Consider the following 18,037-nt stretch of genomic DNA (forward strand, 5'->3'; position numbering starts at 1 on the left):
CGCGTCGCCATTCACGGGCGCATCGAGTTGTGCGGGGTATTGCCGAATGGCGTCGTGCTAAAATTCGCGGCCGTTGAGCAGGAGGGAGGTAGGAAGGGAAGCAGCTATGCTCATTAAGAAACCCTACCCGTTGGCAATAGCATAAAAGTCAAAGTGTTTCCACTTCAACATGTCTTCCTTACTCGTTATTGGCACAATCTCCGCGTTGGTATTGAAATCGGCGAAGTAGTACATCGAATACCCCAATTCCTTGAGCAGTTCGAACTGCTCGTATTTTTCCTCGGGCTTATTCTTGCCGAAGCATTCAGTGATTACCACCGGCTTATACTTCTTCAGCAGGCCCGAAATCGACCGAATAATTTCTTTATCGTAGCCCTCAGTGTCAATCTTAATTAGCTTCAGTCTTCCCAGGTAGTCAGGATATTCTTTTTCCAGAAATTGCTCCAAATTCACCCCTTTAACTTTGGTGCTCAGCGCGTATTTCCCGTGCTTGTTATCGCTCTCCAAAGAAATTCCACCTTTGTTAAAGGAAGCTTCCGATGAATTATAAAAGAATTCATTATCCTCCTCCGAAATAGCGAGATTTAAGGCGTCTATTCTAGTGTGTTCCGGATTCAAGCCCGCATTTTCCGATAGGATTTCATACACGTACGGGTTCGGGTCAAAGCCGAGGGTAAGGCCCTTGGCGCCGCTGGCCAGCGACATTTGCACGGTGGTGTGGCCGATGTTGGCGCCGATGTCAATAGAAAAATCCCCGGGCGACAGAAATTTCTTGAAGAAATCCGTTGTATCGTTGGAAATGATTTTCTTCTCTACCAGCGGGTTGTTCCAATTGGCAAATTTGATTTTGCCAATGCCGGCTACCTCAAAAATATTAATCTCCGTCGGGTGCTTTTGGGTAACGCGGCGCGCGAGCTTCCTTCTGAAGGAATTGATGAGGTAATTAAACATAAGACTTGTGAATTATTGGAGTTGCAAATTCCGGCAGTTTTCGATAGCTAAGGGCGCAAAGATAGGCAATTGAATCAGCGACTACGCCGCGAATCCGGGCGTGGGCGTCGGTATAGTAAAACGCTCATCGCGGAGCTACTGTGCTGGCAAGATGCGGCGATGTAACATCATCTCTTTTTCTTTTTGGCCTTTTCCTGCTGCTCCCAAATAAATTTATCTGTCATCTTCTCCAGTATAGCCAGCGTAACCGTGCCGTTGGAAAGCACCATGTCGTGAAAAGCCCGGACATCGAAATCCGCTTTCAAGGCGCTTTCCGTCTTCGTTCGCATCTCCTTGATTTTCAATTCGCCCATTTTGTAGGCCAACGCCTGCCCCGGCCACAGAATGTAGCGGTCTACTTCGGTATTCACTTCGTGCAGCGACAGCGCCGTGTTGTCGGCCAGGTAGGCCACGGCTTGGTCCCGCGTCCAGCCTTTGGCGTGAATGCCCACGTCAATTACCAGGCGGCAGGCCCGCCACATTTCGTAGGTCAGGCGGCCAAACCGGCTGTAGGGGCTCTGGTAAAGGCCCATTTCGTGTCCCAGGTACTCGCTATATAAGCCCCAGCCTTCTCCAAATGCATTGATATACAGGCGCCGCCTAAACTCGGGCAGGTTGTCCAGTTCCTGCGTCAGGGCCTGCTGCAGGTGGTGGCCTGGCACCGCTTCGTGCAGCGTCAACGACTCCAGGGTGTACAGCGTCCGGCTGGGCAGGTTGAAGGTATTCACCCAATACTCACCCGCCCGTTTACCGGTTATCGGTGCTCCCGAATAACGGCCCGTGGTATAGTTTGGCGCCAGGTATTCCGGTACCGGCACCACCGTAAATGGCTGGCGCGGCAGCTTGCCAAACAGCGCAGGCAGCTTGCCCTCAATGGTCTTGGCAATGAAGGCGGCTTCCTTCAAGAGCTCGTCGCCGGTTTTGGGGAAGAACTGCGGGTCGTTGCGCAAGAAATAAACGAACTCCTTAAAGCTGCCTTTAAATTTTACATCCTGAATCACCTGGTCCATTTCGGCTCTAATGCGCGCTACCTCTTGCAGGCCCAACTGATACACTTGCTCCGAAGTCAGGTTGGTGGTGGTGTAGTGGCGCACCCTGTCCTCGTAATAGGCCTTCCCGTCGGGAAACTGGGTTGCCCCCAAGCTGGTACGGGCTTTGGGCAGGTATTCCCGGTCAAAAAACTCCTTAATTTTTTGGTAGCTGCTGATTACATCCTTCGTCACCACCGCCTTCGCTTCGGCTTGAAATGCAGCCCAATCGCCGTCGCTGATGGCAGCCGGCTTTTTGGCGAAAGGCTTCCAAAAAACCGATTTCTCCGGGGCATCCACAATGTGCTGGGTGTAGCTCGAAGCATAGCGCAGCATCACTTCCTTGGGCTGGGTAATTCCCACGGATATCCCGGTGCGCATAAGCTGCAGATTTTCATCCACAAAGCGCGGTATATCCTTCAGCAGGAGAATGTATTGCTCGGCGTCTTTTCGGGAATTAATAACTGTGTTGCCTCGCGAAGCCAGCCGGGCATGAAAGCCAGCATCGGTCAGCAGCGGATTTAAATAAGATTTATATTGATAGTCCGACAGCTCGTCCTGCACTTCGTGGCGCAATAGCTCCAGGTTAATCTCATCTTCAAACGAGAGCGACTTCCGGTTTATCTGCTGCAAACCGGCGTCAATCTTCTTATAAAACCCATTCCTGGCCAGGAAGGCACTCTCAGTATGGGAGCCCAGCAGGTGGGTGCTGCTGCTGTCGCGCCGCCTCGTTTGCTTCTCAAACTCCTTGATGCTGCTCAGCGCCTGCGCAATGTCTTTGTGAAGCTTTTGCTGCGCACGCAGCTGAGAAGAAAGCAGAAACAACGCCAAGGCAAGTAGCAAAGAGCGGCTCATGGTTGGTTTTTAAATTGATTTACAGACCTGTCCTTCAGCACTGCAAGCGAAGCCACTAAGTTTAATCTCTGTTCTGTGAGACTCTCACTTGCTTATCGGCCCCAGGCTGACGGCTCAAGGTAGCCACTGGCCTGCCTTGCTCTTACTATGAAGTCGGTATGCTCATGCCACTGCCTTGCCTAGTCCAAGCAAATTGGCAGCGCGCAACAAAGCGGTGAAGCTCTAACCAGCAAGCGTTAGCTAAGCAGCCAGCGCTGGTAGGTGGTGGCCGTAGGCGTAAGCCGCCAACACAGCGCCACCAGCATGCCGCCAGCCGCTAGCAAATCGAAGGGCTTGTGCGTGACCACGTAAGAGGCCAGCAAGGGCAGCGGCACCAGCGCCAGCAAGCTGTTGCGCAGAAACAACCGGCCCTGATAAATGCGCAAATTCCCCTCGGGAAGTCGCCGCAGGTTGGGCCGCATGCGCCGATACAGCGAATACAGCAACAGCCCCGCCACCGGCAGCAACGCCACCAGCACCAGCAGGGCGGGCCAAGTGGCCAGGCGGGGTTCCAGAGTTTGGCCCGTGGCGGTGTGGCTCCCGGCCACCAGCACCACGCATCCCATCAGCAGGCCCTGCACTGGGTAATGCAACCAGTGCTGCCACTGAAGGCGGCGGATGGCTTTGCGAAAGTCAGCGTCCGTCATGTCCGGTATCTCGGGGTTATAGAGACTTTTATCTCCTTGTCGCAGTAGGTACGGGGGGGCGCCGCCCTGAGGTTAGGGTTTAGGAAGGAGCGTTGGATTTAGGTAGCAATACTAGCGAGTACAACCGCCTGCTGGCAATCCTTCTTTGGTTGGCAGGGCGTGCCTACTTGGTTTTGTGGCCGGGCTCGTAGATGAGCCGCAGAAAGGTACTAAACCGCTCGTTTTCTCTTTTGATTGGAATGCCAGTGACAATGCCAATCAAAAGGTTTTCGGCGAGCCCAACCCGCATTTGCGGCCGAATGGTCATGTCGAAATCCTGACGGCTTAACTCTTTGTTAAATTCAATCCCAATAAAATTTCGAGTGCCATCAATCATGTAATGAAAGTTGGAATTTATTTGCCAAATAGTATGGCTGGACTCGATGCGATTCTCGGCGAAGTGCTGAAACAATTGCGGGCCCGTATAAAGGAGGGTATGAAAATTTTGGCCCCAGCGCTTGGCTGCCACAAAAAAGGGATTGTAGACGTTTCCCGTAAATAGCCGCTCTTTGCCATAGCTGCTGAAATTAGTCAACTCAAATTCGTGGATGTACCCCACGGCCATTGAAGTATTTAATTTTTCAGAAACGAAAAAGGAATACTGCGCCGCCAGTTTAAAGCTATTTAGCTTGCTTTTTGGCGCAACTACTGCGCTTTCGGTGGGGTAACTGATTGAAAAAGGCAACTCAACTTCCAGACCCAATCGGTCTATTGGAGCAAATTCGTATTCTACCAGGGCTGTGTATTGGTCAAAGTTCTTATTGTCTGTTATGCCCAGACCAACGTTCCACTCTTTCTCCCCTTTTCGCGCCCCAAGGTCACGTATTAAGTCTATGTACAGGGGTTCAGCATGCAACACTTTGTCGCGTCCTGGCTTATCCTCGGTTTCTCGGATATAAATATCATCCAGTTTGTCGTTTTTTATCTGGGTGCTATCAGTATTCTGTGCATTCGTGCTGCAAATAGCCAGAAAGAATAGAAGCAGTAATAAAATAAATCTCATTTGTTGTTGGGATGGTTTGCACGGGTATTCATATCAAATAAAAGCGGCCGTTCAAAGTGGAGTTGAGTGATTATAATCAAATTAAAATAATAGAGGTAAATGCCCATCGCAGCGCCTAGAATGGCTTTTTAATCTGCTATTTACATACCTGCTCTGCTAAACTTTTGTCGCTACAAGTGCGTAAACCATTGGTATTTTGTCATCCAAATTCTTAATGCGAAATTTATTAGGTTCAAACTCTACCGTATGTTTAAAGCAGGCATAGGGTGAGTAATTAAATTCCTGAAATAATTTAATAGCTAAGTTATTGCTAAGCAGGCTCGTCATTACCTCGCCGAGTCCGTGGTTCCACGTCACGTTTTTCTGGTTGATAGGCGCGTCCCGGTCTGCATAGGTTCCTGCTTCTTCTTCTACAATTGGCCCCGTGTTAAAATAATTATAGGCAATGCTATCGAAGTCGTCGTTGAACATCCACACAACCGGATGAAATTCTACGAACACAAATTTACCCCCTGGCTTCAATGCTGCTGCAACAACTTTAGCCCACTTGTCAAGGTCAGGGAGCCACCCTATTGTGCCGTAGCTGGTAAAAACAATATCAAATTGCTTTTCCAGATGCTGAGGCAGTTCATAGAGGTCGCAACAGATAAAATCAGCGGCTATACCGGCGGCCTTCGCCAGTGCATTGGCTTGGGCAATGGCATTATCGGAAAGGTCTACACCGGTCGGGATTGCGCCCAATCTTGCCAAAGAGAGGGTGTCTTGCCCAAAGTGACACTGTAAATGCAAAAGGCTTTTGCCTCGAATATCTCCCAACAGCTCAAGTTCAATTTCATTTAAGGAGCTGTTGCCTTTCAAGAAACCTTCGACATCGTAAAATTCAGATTTCACGTGAAAATCAGTTCGCTGGTTCCAAGAATCCCTGTTTATTTCGATGTAGTTCATGGCTCTTTGAGAAGATGAATTAATTATTTGCTTTCGGCGCAGCTATGCTGGGCCGTTGGTGTTTGCTGGTCTTGAGCAATAGGCTTTCCACTGCTAAAATCGAAAAAAATCCAGCAGTATAGATTGCCATGTCGGCCCACGAAAACGAGATTCCTAGCACTGTCCGAGCCAGCCGCGAGTGTTGTAGCCCTAAATGCTGCAACAAATTGAAGTACTGCAAGCCTTCAACCAAATAAGAGAATAGCAAAACAAGGAGCGCCGCCGGTAAAACCCGAATGCTGAAAATGCCCCTGACTAAGCAGTAAAGCAGCAAGACCACCAGAAAGTCACCGACATAAGGCCGGATTATCTGGTCGTGCACATAAAGCGCAATAATTACCTCAATCAAAAACACTACAATGGCGAGACAGAAGTACTTGCTATTAAATCTCAACTTGCTGGTCGTTTTGTTTAGGGGAGCTTGTGCCCTTGCTCGGTGCATTTGCACCCCGCAAATAAATGGTGCGTAGACGGAAAGTAAGTACAAAAAAGGCCTGCATGAGCTGCAGGCCTTTGTGTTTAAAACAGAGCTCCGTTACGGAAATTTGGGAAACTTCGAGAAGTCCGGCTGGCGCTTCTCCATGTAGGCGTTGCGGCCTTCTTTGGCCTCGTCGCTGAGGTAGTAGAGCAGCGTGGCGTTGCCGGCCAATTCTTGGATACCGGCTTGCCCGTCGAGCTCGGCATTGAACGACGACTTGAGCATACGCAGGGCCAGTGGGCTTTTCTGCAGAATCTTGTGGCACCAGCCTACGGTGGTTTCCTCCAGCTTATCCAGCGGCACCACTTTGTTTACGAGGCCCATGTCGAGGGCTTCCTGGGCATCGTACTGGTCGCAGAGGTACCAGATTTCGCGGGCTTTTTTCTGACCCACGATGCGCGCCAGGTAGGAGGCGCCAAAGCCGCCGTCGAACGAGCCTACGTTGGGGCCGGTCTGGCCGAAACGGGCGTTGTCGGCCGCTACGGTTAGGTCGCACACCACGTGCAGCACGTGGCCGCCGCCAATGGCCCAGCCGGCCACCATGGCCACCACAGGCTTGGGAATGGTGCGAATAATGCGCTGCAAATCAAGCACGTTCAGGCGTGGTACGGTGTCTTCGCCTACGTAGCCGCCGTGGCCGCGCACGCTCTGGTCGCCGCCCGAGCAGAAGGCCCGGCCGCCCTCGCCGGTGAGGATGATGACGCCGATGTCGGTGCGGTCGCGGCAGATGTTCATTGCCTCAATCATCTCCTGCACCGTGAGCGGCGTGAAGGCGTTGTGCACCTGCGGCCGGTTGATGCTGATTTTGGCGATGCCGCCGTGCTGCGTGAAAAGGATTTCGCGAAACTCCTTTATGGGACTCCACTGAATGGTTTCTGGCATAGAAAGTTGTCATTCTGAGCGCAGCGAAGAATCTTATCACGTCCGCGCCGCTGGTGTTTGAAAAGCCGAAAGGGAAGCCGTGATAAGATGCTTCCTTCGTCAGCATGACAGATTAGGAAAATGCTTGTTTTACCGCCGCCCGATATTCCTCAAAAAAGGCTGCGTTGGTTTTGCTATCGGTGAAAATTTCAAGGATGGCCGCGCCGGTTTCGGCCGCAAAGAAAACCGGTAGCGCGGCTTCAAGTTCGTCGAAGGTGGAAACGGGGAAGTAGCGCAGGTTGAAATCCCGCGCCGTGTTCTCGGCCGTCAGCAGCTGGCGCGTCTCAAAAAACTCCTCCAGTTCTGGCTGCTGCCGCGGCCCATCGATGAGCCGGAAGATGCCGCCACCGTGGTTATTGAACAGCACCACTCGCAGGTTGGGCGTGGGGTAATTATGCCAGAATGCGTTGCGGTCGTAGAAAAAGGCTACGTCGCCAGTTAGTAGCACTACCGGCCGATTGGGTTGGGCCAGCGCCGCGCCCACGGCCGTGGAGTTGCAGCCATCGATGCCGCTGGTGCCGCGGTTGGCGAAAACTTCTATTTCCTTATCCTCTGGAATTCCCAGAATGTTGGCATACCGCACGGCCATACTGTTGGCAAGGTGCAGGGCTGTATTTTCTGGGAGTTGAGCGAGCGTGCGGTGAAAGGCCGAAAACTCGTTGAATGGCGGATTTGGAACGGAGAAAAAGTCCTTCAAAAAGGACTGCGCAGCAGTTTCGGCTTGTTGCCAATTCGAAGCCCCATTCATCTCAACAGAAACCGACTCAACGGCCAAGCCGGCAAAAAAAGCGGCCGGCTCACTCCTTATAATCGAAGTTAGGCTGCGGAAAGTATCGGCTACTGCCCCGCTGGCCTGAATGTGCCAGTGCTGCTGCGGAGCTGCTTCCCGCAGGTACAGCTTCAAGCTTTTTGAAATCAACGACTGGCCAAAGGTGATAAGCAAATCAGGCCGTAGCGCCTCTTTTTGCTCTTTGCCAAGGCCGGCTAGGAAGACATCGTGCTTCCCGACGAGGAAACTCCCGATGCCGTTTACATTGCCGATGGTATCGGCCACTACCGTCACCCCATAAATGGCCGCAAACGCCAGCAGGGCTTGGTTTAACTTCTCATCGGAAGCATGCTGGCCAGCTACTACTAATACACGGTTGGTAGAGAGTAACTGCTGGGTAAATTCAGAAATTGCAGCCTTAGAAACTTCAGTTGTAAGCGACGGCTCGCGAGTAACCTTCACGTCCTTCTCATACCGAATTTCCTCCCCCGCCTTTGGGTAAAACGGCTCCCGCAGTGGCACATTCACTTGCGCCGGACCAGCCGGCGCAGCTTGCGCCAGGTTAATAGCCTCGTTCACAATGCGCGCCGAATGCCACTTGGCATCGGCGTGCGACGTGTCGACCGGAAACTCAAATTCGCCTTTGGCGTGCGCGCCGTATAAATTGCGCTGCCGGATGGTTTGCCCATCGAGCTGGTCTATCCATTCCGGCGGCCGGTCGGCAGTGAAAATCACCAGCGGAATGTGTTGAAAAAACGCCTCCGCCACAGCCGGGGCGTAGTTTAGCCCGGCCGTGCCGGAAGTGCAGACCAGCGCCACTGCGCGCCGCTGCGCTTGCGCTATGCCCAGGCCGATAAAGGCCGCCGCGCGCTCATCGGGCACCACGCGCACCGTGAGGGCCGGGTGGCGCGCAAAAGCCAGCGTGAGCGGCGCCGAACGGGAGCCGGGCGACAACACTACATCAGTAATGCCGTGCTGGGCGCAAATTTCGGCAATGTTATAAACGGCTTGCATATTTAAAGTTGAGAATAAAAGCGCCCTAAAAGAACGTCATAATGGGCTCGCCGAAGCATCTCTGTCGCGCAAGTAATCCAATTGTAAAAACGTATCGAGCGAGATTCTTCGGCAAGCTCCGTATGACGTTCTTTTGTTACTAATACTGCATTATTTATTGAAGTACTGCGCCTACGGTATGCATTTTCATTTCGGTTTCCTGCCATTCCCGCTCTGGGTCCGAGTCCACCGTCAGGCCCGTACCGGCGTATAGAATGGCTTCATTGGCGCGCACCTGCAGGCAGCGCAGGTTCACGTAGAGGCGCGCAACGCCGGGCGCCGCCACGTTCACCGGGCCCAGAAAGCCGCTGTAGTAAGCGCGGTCGTAGCCCTCGTGCTTTTGTAAAAAGTGCATGGCGGCGGCTTTCGGCATGCCGCCCACGGCGGAAGTGGGGTGCAGTAGCCGCAGCATGTCGGTGCCCAGCGAAGGAAATGGGACATGGTTCAGGTTGACCTCAAAGTCGGTGCGCAAGTGCAGCAGCTGGCCCGCAACAACTGTGCGGGGGCCCGTTTCGTGGTACTCCCGCAGCCGCAGCTGCTTGAAGCAGTTCACGATGTAGCGCGCCACCAGGGCCTGCTCTTCAATTTCCTTCTGGCGCCAGATGGCCGTGCGGGGCGTGAACTCGGCCGTGAGCGGCTGGGTAGCGGCCAGCGCCATGGTGTGAAACGTGCCATCGGCCGTGACTTCGGCCAGCACCTCGGGGGTGGCGCCCAGCCAGGTGCCCACGCCCGGCACGCTCACCAGCGACACAAAACCCTGCGCGTATTTCTGCTCCAGCTCAAAAAAAGCAGCCAGCGGGTCGAAGTCCGCGGGCAGGGAGCGGCGGGCGGCCCGGGAGCTTACCACCTTCACCACCTCCTTCTTTTCGATGGCCTCCACGCCGATGCGCACCAATTCCTTGTACTCGGCCTCGGTGGCGGTGTGGGGCACGGCTTGCGTGCCGTAGTGCCAGGCCAGGTGCTCCAGGGGCTCGGCGGCCAGCCAGGCCGTGAGGGCCGGCACCAGCTCGCGGGCAGCGGGCGCCACGGTCACGACGTCGGGCTGAGCCATATCGAACAGCACATCGGCGGGCAGAAACAAGGCCGGGTTCAGGTCCGACTCGCGGAAGGGAAAGAACGCAAAGCCTGCGGGGGCCTGGGCGTCGAGTGCAGGCGGCAGGCCAGTGTAAGTGGCTTCCAGCGAGCGGGCCACCAGCAGGCGCGCCTGCGCAGCACCGGGCTCGCGCCAGATGGCCAGGGGCCGGCCCGTGCGCAGGGCACCCGCCGCCAAGTGGCTCAGCCGAGCCTGCGCGGTGAGGCCCGCCGCCGCAGCCGGCCACTTCAGCTGCCGATAGTCACCGATGCGCATCAGGCAGTTTTTGGGGCGGCCGGCAGGTCAATCACGGCCATGGTGATGCGGCTGATGCAGACCAGGGCGCCCGATTCTTCGTGCGTAATGCGAATCTCCCAAACCTGGGTGCTGCGCCCCACGTGCACCGGCGTGGCGCGGCCCAGCACCCAGCCGTCGCGGACTCCTTTGATGTGGTTGGCGTTGATTTCCAGGCCCACGGTGGCTTGCTTGGTCCGGTCGACGCGCGTGGCGGCGGCAATGCTGCCCAGCGTTTCGGCAAATGCCACCGAGGCGCCGCCGTGCAGCAGGCCCATGGGCTGGTGGGTGCGGCCATCCACCGGCATGCGGCCTTCGATGTAATCTTTTGTTATGGCGGTGATTTCGATGCCGAGGGCATCGGCCAGAGTTGGGCGGGAGGCGGTCCAGCTTTTCACTTCTTCCAGAGTCATGGGGCAGGGGAGGGCAGGCGAACCGAGGCAGAAACCCCGTTGCTGCGAATGAAATCAGATTAAAGAGCCAACGGCCGGGGTTAAAACCCCGTACTTTGGCAGATTGTTGACGCAAGTACATGCAAAACTACCACTCAACGTGAGGCCCCGGACCATCTACCTTCTACGCCACGGCCAGACAGATTTTAACGTGCAGGGCATTGTGCAGGGCAGCGGCGTCGACTCGAGCCTAAACGCCACCGGCCGCCGCCAGGCCGCGCAGTTCTTTGCCGCCTATGGGCACATGCCGTTCGACAAAGTGTACACCTCGGTTCTGCGGCGCACGCAGGAGTCGGTGCAGCAATTTCTGGACCTGGGCCTGCCGCACGAAGCCCACGCCGGCCTCAACGAGATAAGCTGGGGCGTGCGCGAGGGCACGCGCATCACCATGGAAGAAGACGCCGAGTACCGCCAGGTATTGGCCGATTGGGCCGCCGGCCGCACGAATGCGCGACTAACCGGGGGCGAGAGTCCCGATGAAGTCGCCGCCCGCCAGCGCCCGTTCATTGAGCTGCTGAAATCCCGCCACGACGAAGAAACGGTACTCATCTGCATGCACGGCCGCGCCATGCGCGTCATGCTGTGCCAGCTGCTCAACTACCCGCTTCATTGCATGGAAGGCTTCGAGCACAGCAACTTGTGCCTGTACAAGCTGGAATTCACCGGAACGGTGTTTACCGTGAAAAACTTCCTCGACGTGGCGCATTTGCAGGTACCAGCTTAGCCCAAGCTTTTGCAGGGCGAATGTAATGGCGCGCCCAGGTTTACGCTGCCGTATAAGCTTGCGAAACCTCTTTTCACCCCGCAAAACCGTGTGATAATTGTGTGCCCAACTTTTCGGGCTAATTTTGGCCTCCTCAATACAAGCGCGACAAACCGATGGCCGAAATCATAAAAATGCCCAAAATGAGCGACACGATGACCGAAGGGACCATCGCGGCTTGGCTCAAGAAAGTGGGTGATAAAGTTAAATCCGGTGATATCCTGGCCGAAGTCGAGACCGACAAAGCCACCATGGAGCTGGAGAATTACGAAGACGGCACCCTGCTCTATATCGGACCCAAGGAGAAGGAGTCTGTCGTAGTGGATGGGGTATTGGCCATCGTTGGCGAAGAAGGCGAGGATTTTTCGGCCCTGCTAGCCGAGGCCACGGGCGGCGGCGCGCCTGCCGCCGAAGCTCCCAAGGAAGAAGCCGCTCCGGCCGCTGAGGCCCCCAAGGCCGCCGCGCCAGCCGCCGAAGCCCCCAAAGCTGAGGCTGCCCCGGCACCCGAAGCACCCAAAGCGGCCCCTGCCGCGCCCGCCAATGGCAAAAAAGCCACCGTGGTGCGCATGCCCAAAATGAGCGACACCATGACCGAGGGCACCATTGCCGGCTGGTTGAAAAACGTAGGCGACAAAGTAAAGTCCGGTGATATTCTGGCCGAAGTCGAGACCGACAAAGCCACGATGGAGCTGGAGAATTACGAGGACGGCACCCTGCTCTACACTGGCCCCAAGGCCGGCGAGGCCGTGCCCGTCGATGGCATTCTGGCCATTATTGGCGAAGAAGGCGCCGACATTGAAGCCCTGCTGGGCGGCCAAAGCGGTGGTGCTGCTGCTCCCGCCGAAGCCCCCGCGGCAACCGAAGCGCCTAAAGAAGAAACCAAAGAAGAGCCTAAAGCAGAGGCTCCCGAAGCTGCTGCTTCCCAGCCTGCTGCGGCTGCTCCGGCTACCGGTGGCCGCATCCTGGCTTCGCCGCTGGCCAAGAGCATTGCCAAGGAAAAAGGCATCAACCTTTCGCAGGTGGTAGGCACCGGCGACAACGGCCGCATTGTGCAGCGCGACGTGGAGAACTTCAAGCCCTCGGCGGCCTCAGCGGCCCCGGCTGCTGCTCCTGCACCCGCTGCAGCTCCTAGCCACGCTGCCGCTCCGGCTGCTGCCGCGCCTCAAGCCGCGCCAGCTGCTCCCGCCGCCGCTGAAGGCACGTACACCGACACGCCGGTGTCGCAGATGCGCAAGGTGATTGCCAAGCGCCTCTCGGAAAGCCTGTTTACGGCCCCGCATTTCTATCTCACGATGGAAATCAATATGGACAAAGCCATGGAAGCCCGCGTACGCCTCAACGAGCTGTCGCCGGTGAAGCTGAGCTTCAACGACCTGGTGCTGAAGTCGGCCGCCGTGGCCCTGCGCCAGCACCCGGTGGTGAACTCCTCGTGGCTCGGCGACAAAATCCGCCAGAACAAGGTCATCAACATCGGCGTAGCAGTGGCCGTCGACGAAGGCTTGCTGGTACCCGTGATTCGCAACGCCGACCAAAAAGGCCTTTCGCAAATCGCTACCGAAGTGAAAGAGCTGGCCGGCAAAGCCAAAAGTAAGAAGCTGCAACCCGCTGAGTGGGAGGGGAGCACATTCACCATCTCCAACCTGGGCATGTTCGGCATCGACGAATTCACAGCTATCATCAACCCGCCCGACGCCTGCATCCTGGCCGTGGGCGGCATCAAGCAGACGCCCATCGTAAAAGACGGGCAGATTGTGGTCGGCAATATCATGAAAGTAACCTTGAGCTGCGACCACCGCGTGGTAGACGGAGCCACTGGCGCCGCTTTCCTCCAGACCCTGAAAGGCCTGCTGGAAGACCCGATGCGCATGCTGATTTAATTCAACCTCATTTAACAATTAGCAATTAACATTTAACAGGTGGTTGAGCTTGCACTGCGCCGGCTCGGCCACCTGTTTGCGTTGGCTGAAAACTGATTGTTAAATGATTAATGCTAATTGTTAAATGACTAGAATACGCTCTACCACCGTTCTCGGCATCCGCCACAACGGCGAAATTGCCCTTGGCGCCGACGGCCAGGCCACCATGGACAAGCACGTAGCCAAGAGCAACGTGCGCAAAATCCGCAAGCTGCAGGACGGCAAAGTCGTGACCGGTTTTGCCGGCTCCACGGCCGACGCTTTTATGCTGCTCGATAAGTTTGATGAAAAGCTGAACGGCTACGGCGGCAACCTCAAGCGGGCCGCCATCGAGTTGGCCAAGGAATGGCGCAAAGACCAGTACCTGCGCAAGCTGGAAGCCATGATGATTGTGGTGGATAAAGACGAATTGCTCATCCTTAGCGGCACCGGCGACGTATTGGAACCCGATTCCGACGTGGCCGCCATTGGCAGCGGCGCCATGTACGCCCAGGCCGCCGCGTTGGCACTAAAAAAGCACGCACCGCATTTATCGGCTCGGCAAATGGTGGAAGACGCCCTCCACATTGCCGCCGACATCTGCATTTACACCAATCACAATTTGATGATTGAGTCGCCTTCTTAACAAGCTGTTAGCCAATGGCCGTTGGCTGTTGGCGCCTCTTGTTGCGTAAGGAAACCGTATTAATTCACTCTGACAAAAAGCTAGCAGCCAACGGCTATTAGCCAACAGCCAAAAAAATGCAAGTAACCAACTTCCTCCGCCACCACTTCCGCCACTTCAACGCCGCCGCGCTCATTGACGCCGCCGATGGCTACAACAAGCACCTGGCCGAAGGTGGCAAGATGATGATAACCCTGGCCGGTGCCATGAGCACCGCCGAACTCGGCATTCAACTGGCCGAGCTTATTCGCCAAGACAAGGTGCAAATCATCAGCTGCACCGGTGCCAACCTGGAAGAAGACATCTTCAACCTCGTGGCCCACGATTTCTACGAGCGGGTGCCGAACTACCGCGACCTCACCGCCGCCGACGAAACCGCGCTGCTCAAGCGCCACATGAACCGCGTTACCGACACTTGTATTCCGGAAGAAGAGGCCATGCGCCGCATCGAGCACACCGTGCTCAAGTTCTGGGAAAAGGCCGACAAGGCCGGCGAGTCGTACTTCCCGCACGAATTCTTCTACCAGATTCTGCTCTCGGGCGAGCTGGAGCAGTACTACCAAATTGACCCCAAAAACTCCTGGATGCTGGCCGCAGCCGAGAAAAACCTGCCCATCATTTGCCCGGGCTGGGAAGACTCGACTCTCGGCAACATCTACGCCGGCCACGTGATGACCGGCGACGTGAAGAACGTGCACACCATGCGCACCGGCATCCAGTACATGATGTACCTGGCCGACTGGTACACCGCGCAGGCCACCGACGACAGCAAAGTGGGCTTCTTCCAGATTGGCGGCGGCATTGCCGGCGACTTCCCCATCTGCGTGGTGCCCATGCTGCACCAGGACCTGGGTCGCCACGAAGTGCCACTGTGGGGCTACTTCTGCCAGATTTCGGACTCCACCACCAGCTACGGCAGCTACTCCGGCGCCGTACCCAACGAGAAAATCACCTGGGGCAAGCTCGGCGAGAAAACCCCGAAATTCATTATCGAGAGTGACGCGACCATCGTGGCTCCGCTGGTGTTTGCCATCGTGCTGGGGCAGTAATTGCTCAGTTTTAGAGACAAAAAAGCCTCCGCTGACATTCAGCGGAGGCTTTTCTTGTTTACAGCGCTAGTTTTCAGCTAGCCCAATACGTGCTGGGCTAACACCTTCTGCAGGTCGTAGATATTGACTTGGCTGTTGAATTTGCGGACGATGCTGGGCTGCACCTCGCTCGATACCCAGATTTTCAATTCGGCATCGAGGTCCAGGTGACCAGCGGTTTCGATGCCAAACCTTGAGATGCTTTTATAAGCCACGGAAAGATAGTCTACCTTCTTGCCGGTAAGGCCTTGCTTTTCAACCAAAATAAGGCGCTTATTTGTGAATATAAAGACATCGCGCACCAGCTTAAAGCCGATTTCGATAATCTCACCTTCCGCGAGTAGCACACCGTATTCTTTGATGAGCTCGGAGGGTTGGGCAACGCCGGCGTTACCCATTAATGCAGAGAAAAAGCCCATGGTTTTCGGGTAAAAAGGTTGGTTGAAAATGTGTTTAGCTCGGCTCATTGCCCACCGAAGCTTGCGTGCCGGTGCAGCGGGGGCAGTTAAGCCATTTCCAGTTGCGGTACCTGCTTGGGCACGCCCACCGCCTCAAAGGCCTGTCCCAAATCCAGCATTAAATCCTGCGGGTCTTCCACGCCGATGCTCAGGCGTATCATTTGCGGCGTGATGCCCATTTCGCGCTGTTCGTCCAGTGTAATGTCGGAGTGCGTCATGGTGCCGGGGTGCTCGGCCAGGCTTTCGGTGCCGCCCAGGCTCACGGCCAGTTTAATGAGCTTGAGAGCGTTGAGGAAGCGGAAAGCTTCGTCCTCGCCGCCACGAATGTCGAAGGAAATCATGGAGCCGGGCGAGAGGCAATGGCGGCGGTAGATGTCCTGCTGGGCAGGATTATGCTCCAGGTGGGTGAGGTAGTAGGTACGCTCCACTAGCGGGTGCTCGCGCAGCCAGTCGGCAATGATTTGGGCCGAATGGGCGGCACGCTCCATGCGCAACTTCAGCGTTTCGAGGCTGCGCATGAGCATCCAGCCGGTGTTGGGGTCGCACATGGTGCCCATGAACGTGCGCATGGCTTTTATCTCCTTCATCAGCGGCTTGCTGGCCAGGGCTGCGCCGGCAATGAGGTCGGAATGCCCCCCAAGGAACTTGGTGGCCGAGTACAGCACCACGTCGGCGCCGTGCTTGAGCGGATGCTGAAATACGGGGCCCAGAAAGGTGTTGTCGACCACTAAGCGAATGGGGTGTTCGGGCGTGCCGTGCTGCCGGGCCAGGGCCGCGCAGGCTTCCAGGTCTACGAGGTGGTTGGTGGGGTTGGCGGGCGTCTCCACGAATATCATGGCCAGCCGGCCCTGCTCGATGCCGGCTACTTGGGCGGTGAGCTCGGCCGGGGTGGCAGTGGGGCGGAAGCCCACGGCCTCAATCCCGAACTTGCGCAGCACGTTTTTCAGAAAGAAATCGGAGCCGCCGTACACGGGCTCGGAGTGCAGCACCACGTCGCCGGGCTGCAACAGGGCCAGCAGCGTGGTGCTGATGGCCGCCATGCCGCTGGCGAAGCTGGCCGCTTCCTCGGCGCCGTCCCAGAGGGTGAGGCGGTGCTCCAGAATTTCGAGGCTGGGGTTGTTGAGGCGGGAGTAAATGAGGCCCATTTCCTCATCGGGCGCGGCCTGGCGCAGGCCGTAGGCAAGCTCGAAGAACGCCTTGCCCTCTTCGGCGCTGTTGAACACGAAGGTGGAGGTTTGGAAAATAGGCGGCTTGATGGCGCCTTCGCTCCAGGCCGGGGTGTAGCCGTAGCTCATCATCAGGCTTTCGGGACGGAGGTTTTTGCCGCCAATCTGAGCGTGTTCGGGGGTATTCGACATGAAAATGCGTTTGGGTGGGAAGAGAGAATGTGCCGTGAAGGTAGGTTTTTCTGCGAAACGCCCAAGCCTGGCCCTTACCGGGGCAGTGCGTATCAGCGCAGACAATGCAGGTTGAGCAAGCTGCTTTGTGCTGGTGGTATTTCGCACGTCATTTGCCCGAAAGGGAGTCGTTGTGATAGGTGGAAGGCACCCGCTTGAGAAGGGCGCGATGGGGGCCAGCCCAACAATAACACTCCGGCGCCGTTAGGGGTAGTTCTATTCACCACCCACACCTTCTTATGAAAACTTTCCTTCTTCCATTCCTAGCAGTTGCCACTATTGGCTTCACCAGCTGTAATCAAACCAACGAAGTGGCCAACGACCCCGCCGAAGCCACCGCCGATACCGCAGTGGTATACCGCGACGGCCGCACCGTGGGCGACGTAGCCGAAGGTGCTGCTGATGCCACCGGCGATGCCTTCGACCTGAGCAGGGCCAAGCTGGCTGATGCTACCCTGCCCGAAATCAAAACGAAAGGCACCACCGTGCGCGGCGATGCCGACTACCAGGTTTATTCAGTCGACGAAGTGGTGCTGTTCGACACCGACAAAGCCGCCATCAAGCCCAGCGCCGCCAATGCGCTGAACGAGGTGCTCGGCTCCATCAACCAGCGTTACAGCGGCAAAGACGTGCGCGTAATGGGCTTCGCCGATTCGCGCGGCGCAGCCAGCTACAACCTCGACTTGGCCAAAGAGCGCGCCGAAGCCGTTAAGAATTACCTGACCCAAAACGGCAAGCTTGCCGCCGATAAAGTAACCACCGAAAGCTTCGGCCAGGAGCAGCCCGTTGCCACCAACGCCACTCCCGAAGGGCGCCAGAAAAACCGGCGCGTAGAAATTGTGGTCCGCACGCGCTAAGCAGGCGGTGCGGCGTGCTGCATAAGCGACACGTTGGGCCGCGCTGCAAGCAAGGTTGCCAATTATACGACACAAAAAGGCCAGCCGGGTAGCTACCCGGCTGGCCTTTTTGTGTCGTTTTTATTATAGTATTTTATTGACAATATATTATTTAATTTCGCGCCGTTGCTGTCGGTATGAATCCACTTGCTGGCGCAATACAGCCAGCAAGCTTCCATAGCGCTGCCTGGCTTCCTTCTGACCTTCAAGGACTTGAAGGCGTGAATTTAT

General features: G+C 56.1%; 17 protein-coding genes. 5 read left to right on the forward strand and 12 right to left on the reverse strand.

The genetic code is table 11. The annotated features are described in order from the left end of the window. Positions 1-123: 123 nt before the first annotated feature. The 10 genes from BMZ66_RS00460 to BMZ66_RS00505 all read right to left on the reverse strand — a co-directional run bounded on the left by BMZ66_RS00460 (position 124) and on the right by BMZ66_RS00505 (position 10,585). A complete protein-coding gene (locus BMZ66_RS00460) occupies positions 124-951 on the reverse strand; it encodes an FkbM family methyltransferase (RefSeq protein WP_092668044.1) in 828 nt (275 codons plus the stop codon). Between the two features lie 167 nt (positions 952-1,118). Continuing rightward, positions 1,119-2,873 (reverse strand): DUF885 domain-containing protein, encoded by a 1,755-nt coding sequence (locus BMZ66_RS00465; RefSeq protein ID WP_092668045.1) that lies wholly within the window; start codon positions 2,871-2,873, stop codon positions 1,119-1,121. Positions 2,874-3,109: 236 nt separating this feature from the next. Then, positions 3,110-3,559 carry a hypothetical protein gene (locus BMZ66_RS00470; protein ID WP_092668046.1) on the reverse strand — a complete coding sequence of 150 codons (450 nt, stop codon included), beginning with the start codon at positions 3,557-3,559 and terminating at the stop codon, positions 3,110-3,112. A 163-nt stretch (positions 3,560-3,722) separates the two neighbouring features. Then, positions 3,723-4,601, reverse strand: a complete 879-nt coding sequence (locus tag BMZ66_RS00475) for an HAEPLYID family protein (protein ID WP_214606934.1) — start codon at positions 4,599-4,601, stop codon at positions 3,723-3,725. Positions 4,602-4,757: 156 nt separating this feature from the next. Further along, complete coding sequence (locus BMZ66_RS00480) at positions 4,758-5,546, reverse strand: class I SAM-dependent methyltransferase (protein ID WP_092668047.1); 789 nt, start codon at positions 5,544-5,546, stop codon at positions 4,758-4,760. Between the two features lie 19 nt (positions 5,547-5,565). Continuing rightward, the gene (locus BMZ66_RS00485; protein WP_234794990.1) at positions 5,566-5,940 is read right to left on the reverse strand and encodes a ribosomal maturation YjgA family protein; all 375 of its coding nucleotides are present in this window, start codon (positions 5,938-5,940) and stop codon (positions 5,566-5,568) included. Between the two features lie 180 nt (positions 5,941-6,120). Next, the gene (gene menB / locus BMZ66_RS00490) at positions 6,121-6,945 is read right to left on the reverse strand and encodes a 1,4-dihydroxy-2-naphthoyl-CoA synthase (protein WP_092668049.1); all 825 of its coding nucleotides are present in this window, start codon (positions 6,943-6,945) and stop codon (positions 6,121-6,123) included. Positions 6,946-7,057: 112 nt separating this feature from the next. Beyond that, entirely contained in the window at positions 7,058-8,767 is a 1,710-nt protein-coding gene (menD, locus tag BMZ66_RS00495; RefSeq protein ID WP_092668050.1) for a 2-succinyl-5-enolpyruvyl-6-hydroxy-3-cyclohexene-1-carboxylic-acid synthase, read from the reverse strand. Between the two features lie 154 nt (positions 8,768-8,921). Further along, a complete protein-coding gene (locus tag BMZ66_RS00500) occupies positions 8,922-10,154 on the reverse strand; it encodes a chorismate-binding protein (protein WP_092668051.1) in 1,233 nt (410 codons plus the stop codon). After that, positions 10,154-10,585, reverse strand: a complete 432-nt coding sequence (locus BMZ66_RS00505; RefSeq protein WP_092668052.1) for a hotdog fold thioesterase — start codon at positions 10,583-10,585, stop codon at positions 10,154-10,156. The genes BMZ66_RS00500 and BMZ66_RS00505 overlap by 1 nt, the downstream gene beginning before the upstream one ends. A gap of 139 nt (positions 10,586-10,724) precedes the next feature. Here BMZ66_RS00505 and BMZ66_RS00510 point away from each other — a divergent pair, with 139 nt between their 5' ends. From BMZ66_RS00510 to BMZ66_RS00525, 4 genes are all read left to right on the forward strand, one after another. Beyond that, positions 10,725-11,348 carry a histidine phosphatase family protein gene (locus tag BMZ66_RS00510; protein ID WP_092668053.1) on the forward strand — a complete coding sequence of 208 codons (624 nt, stop codon included), beginning with the start codon at positions 10,725-10,727 and terminating at the stop codon, positions 11,346-11,348. Between the two features lie 155 nt (positions 11,349-11,503). Continuing rightward, on the forward strand, positions 11,504-13,264 hold the full coding sequence (locus tag BMZ66_RS00515; RefSeq protein WP_092668054.1) for a pyruvate dehydrogenase complex dihydrolipoamide acetyltransferase: 1,761 nt from the start codon (positions 11,504-11,506) through the stop codon (positions 13,262-13,264). Positions 13,265-13,388: 124 nt separating this feature from the next. Beyond that, positions 13,389-13,928: an ATP-dependent protease subunit HslV gene (gene hslV, locus BMZ66_RS00520; protein ID WP_092668055.1), complete on the forward strand. Its 540-nt coding sequence runs from the start codon at positions 13,389-13,391 to the stop codon at positions 13,926-13,928. Positions 13,929-14,044: 116 nt separating this feature from the next. After that, positions 14,045-15,016, forward strand: a complete 972-nt coding sequence (locus BMZ66_RS00525; RefSeq protein WP_092668056.1) for a deoxyhypusine synthase family protein — start codon at positions 14,045-14,047, stop codon at positions 15,014-15,016. 77 nt (positions 15,017-15,093) lie between these two features. Here BMZ66_RS00525 and BMZ66_RS00530 read toward each other — a convergent pair whose 3' ends face one another. Both BMZ66_RS00530 and BMZ66_RS00535 read right to left on the reverse strand, forming a co-directional pair. Next, entirely contained in the window at positions 15,094-15,474 is a 381-nt protein-coding gene (locus tag BMZ66_RS00530; protein WP_092670147.1) for a PH domain-containing protein, read from the reverse strand. 86 nt (positions 15,475-15,560) lie between these two features. Further along, a complete protein-coding gene (locus BMZ66_RS00535) occupies positions 15,561-16,871 on the reverse strand; it encodes a cystathionine gamma-synthase family protein (protein ID WP_092668057.1) in 1,311 nt (436 codons plus the stop codon). A 278-nt stretch (positions 16,872-17,149) separates the two neighbouring features. Between BMZ66_RS00535 and BMZ66_RS00540 the strand changes: the two genes are divergently transcribed. Beyond that, a complete protein-coding gene (locus tag BMZ66_RS00540) occupies positions 17,150-17,767 on the forward strand; it encodes an OmpA family protein (RefSeq protein ID WP_092668058.1) in 618 nt (205 codons plus the stop codon). Positions 17,768-18,037 lie beyond the last annotated feature (270 nt).

The organism is Hymenobacter arizonensis, assembly GCF_900115775.1.
GTDB lineage: Bacteria > Bacteroidota > Bacteroidia > Cytophagales > Hymenobacteraceae > Hymenobacter > Hymenobacter arizonensis.

Excerpts from the sequence above, each read along its gene's own strand:
- BMZ66_RS00460 (WP_092668044.1), bottom strand. The coding sequence starts at position 951 with ATGTTTAATTACCTCATCAATTCCTTCAGAAGGAAGCTCGCGCGCCGC.
- BMZ66_RS00465 (WP_092668045.1), bottom strand. The coding sequence starts at position 2,873 with ATGAGCCGCTCTTTGCTACTTGCCTTGGCGTTGTTTCTGCTTTCTTCT.
- BMZ66_RS00470 (WP_092668046.1), bottom strand. The coding sequence starts at position 3,559 with ATGACGGACGCTGACTTTCGCAAAGCCATCCGCCGCCTTCAGTGGCAG.
- BMZ66_RS00475 (WP_214606934.1), bottom strand. The coding sequence starts at position 4,601 with ATGAGATTTATTTTATTACTGCTTCTATTCTTTCTGGCTATTTGCAGC.
- BMZ66_RS00480 (WP_092668047.1), bottom strand. The coding sequence starts at position 5,546 with ATGAACTACATCGAAATAAACAGGGATTCTTGGAACCAGCGAACTGAT.
- menB (WP_092668049.1), bottom strand. The coding sequence starts at position 6,945 with ATGCCAGAAACCATTCAGTGGAGTCCCATAAAGGAGTTTCGCGAAATC.
- menD (WP_092668050.1), bottom strand. The coding sequence starts at position 8,767 with ATGCAAGCCGTTTATAACATTGCCGAAATTTGCGCCCAGCACGGCATT.
- BMZ66_RS00500 (WP_092668051.1), bottom strand. The coding sequence starts at position 10,154 with ATGCGCATCGGTGACTATCGGCAGCTGAAGTGGCCGGCTGCGGCGGCG.
- BMZ66_RS00505 (WP_092668052.1), bottom strand. The coding sequence starts at position 10,585 with ATGACTCTGGAAGAAGTGAAAAGCTGGACCGCCTCCCGCCCAACTCTG.
- BMZ66_RS00515 (WP_092668054.1), top strand. The coding sequence starts at position 11,504 with ATGGCCGAAATCATAAAAATGCCCAAAATGAGCGACACGATGACCGAA.
- hslV (WP_092668055.1), top strand. The coding sequence starts at position 13,389 with ATGACTAGAATACGCTCTACCACCGTTCTCGGCATCCGCCACAACGGC.
- BMZ66_RS00525 (WP_092668056.1), top strand. The coding sequence starts at position 14,045 with ATGCAAGTAACCAACTTCCTCCGCCACCACTTCCGCCACTTCAACGCC.
- BMZ66_RS00530 (WP_092670147.1), bottom strand. The coding sequence starts at position 15,474 with ATGGGCTTTTTCTCTGCATTAATGGGTAACGCCGGCGTTGCCCAACCC.
- BMZ66_RS00535 (WP_092668057.1), bottom strand. The coding sequence starts at position 16,871 with ATGTCGAATACCCCCGAACACGCTCAGATTGGCGGCAAAAACCTCCGT.
- BMZ66_RS00540 (WP_092668058.1), top strand. The coding sequence starts at position 17,150 with ATGAAAACTTTCCTTCTTCCATTCCTAGCAGTTGCCACTATTGGCTTC.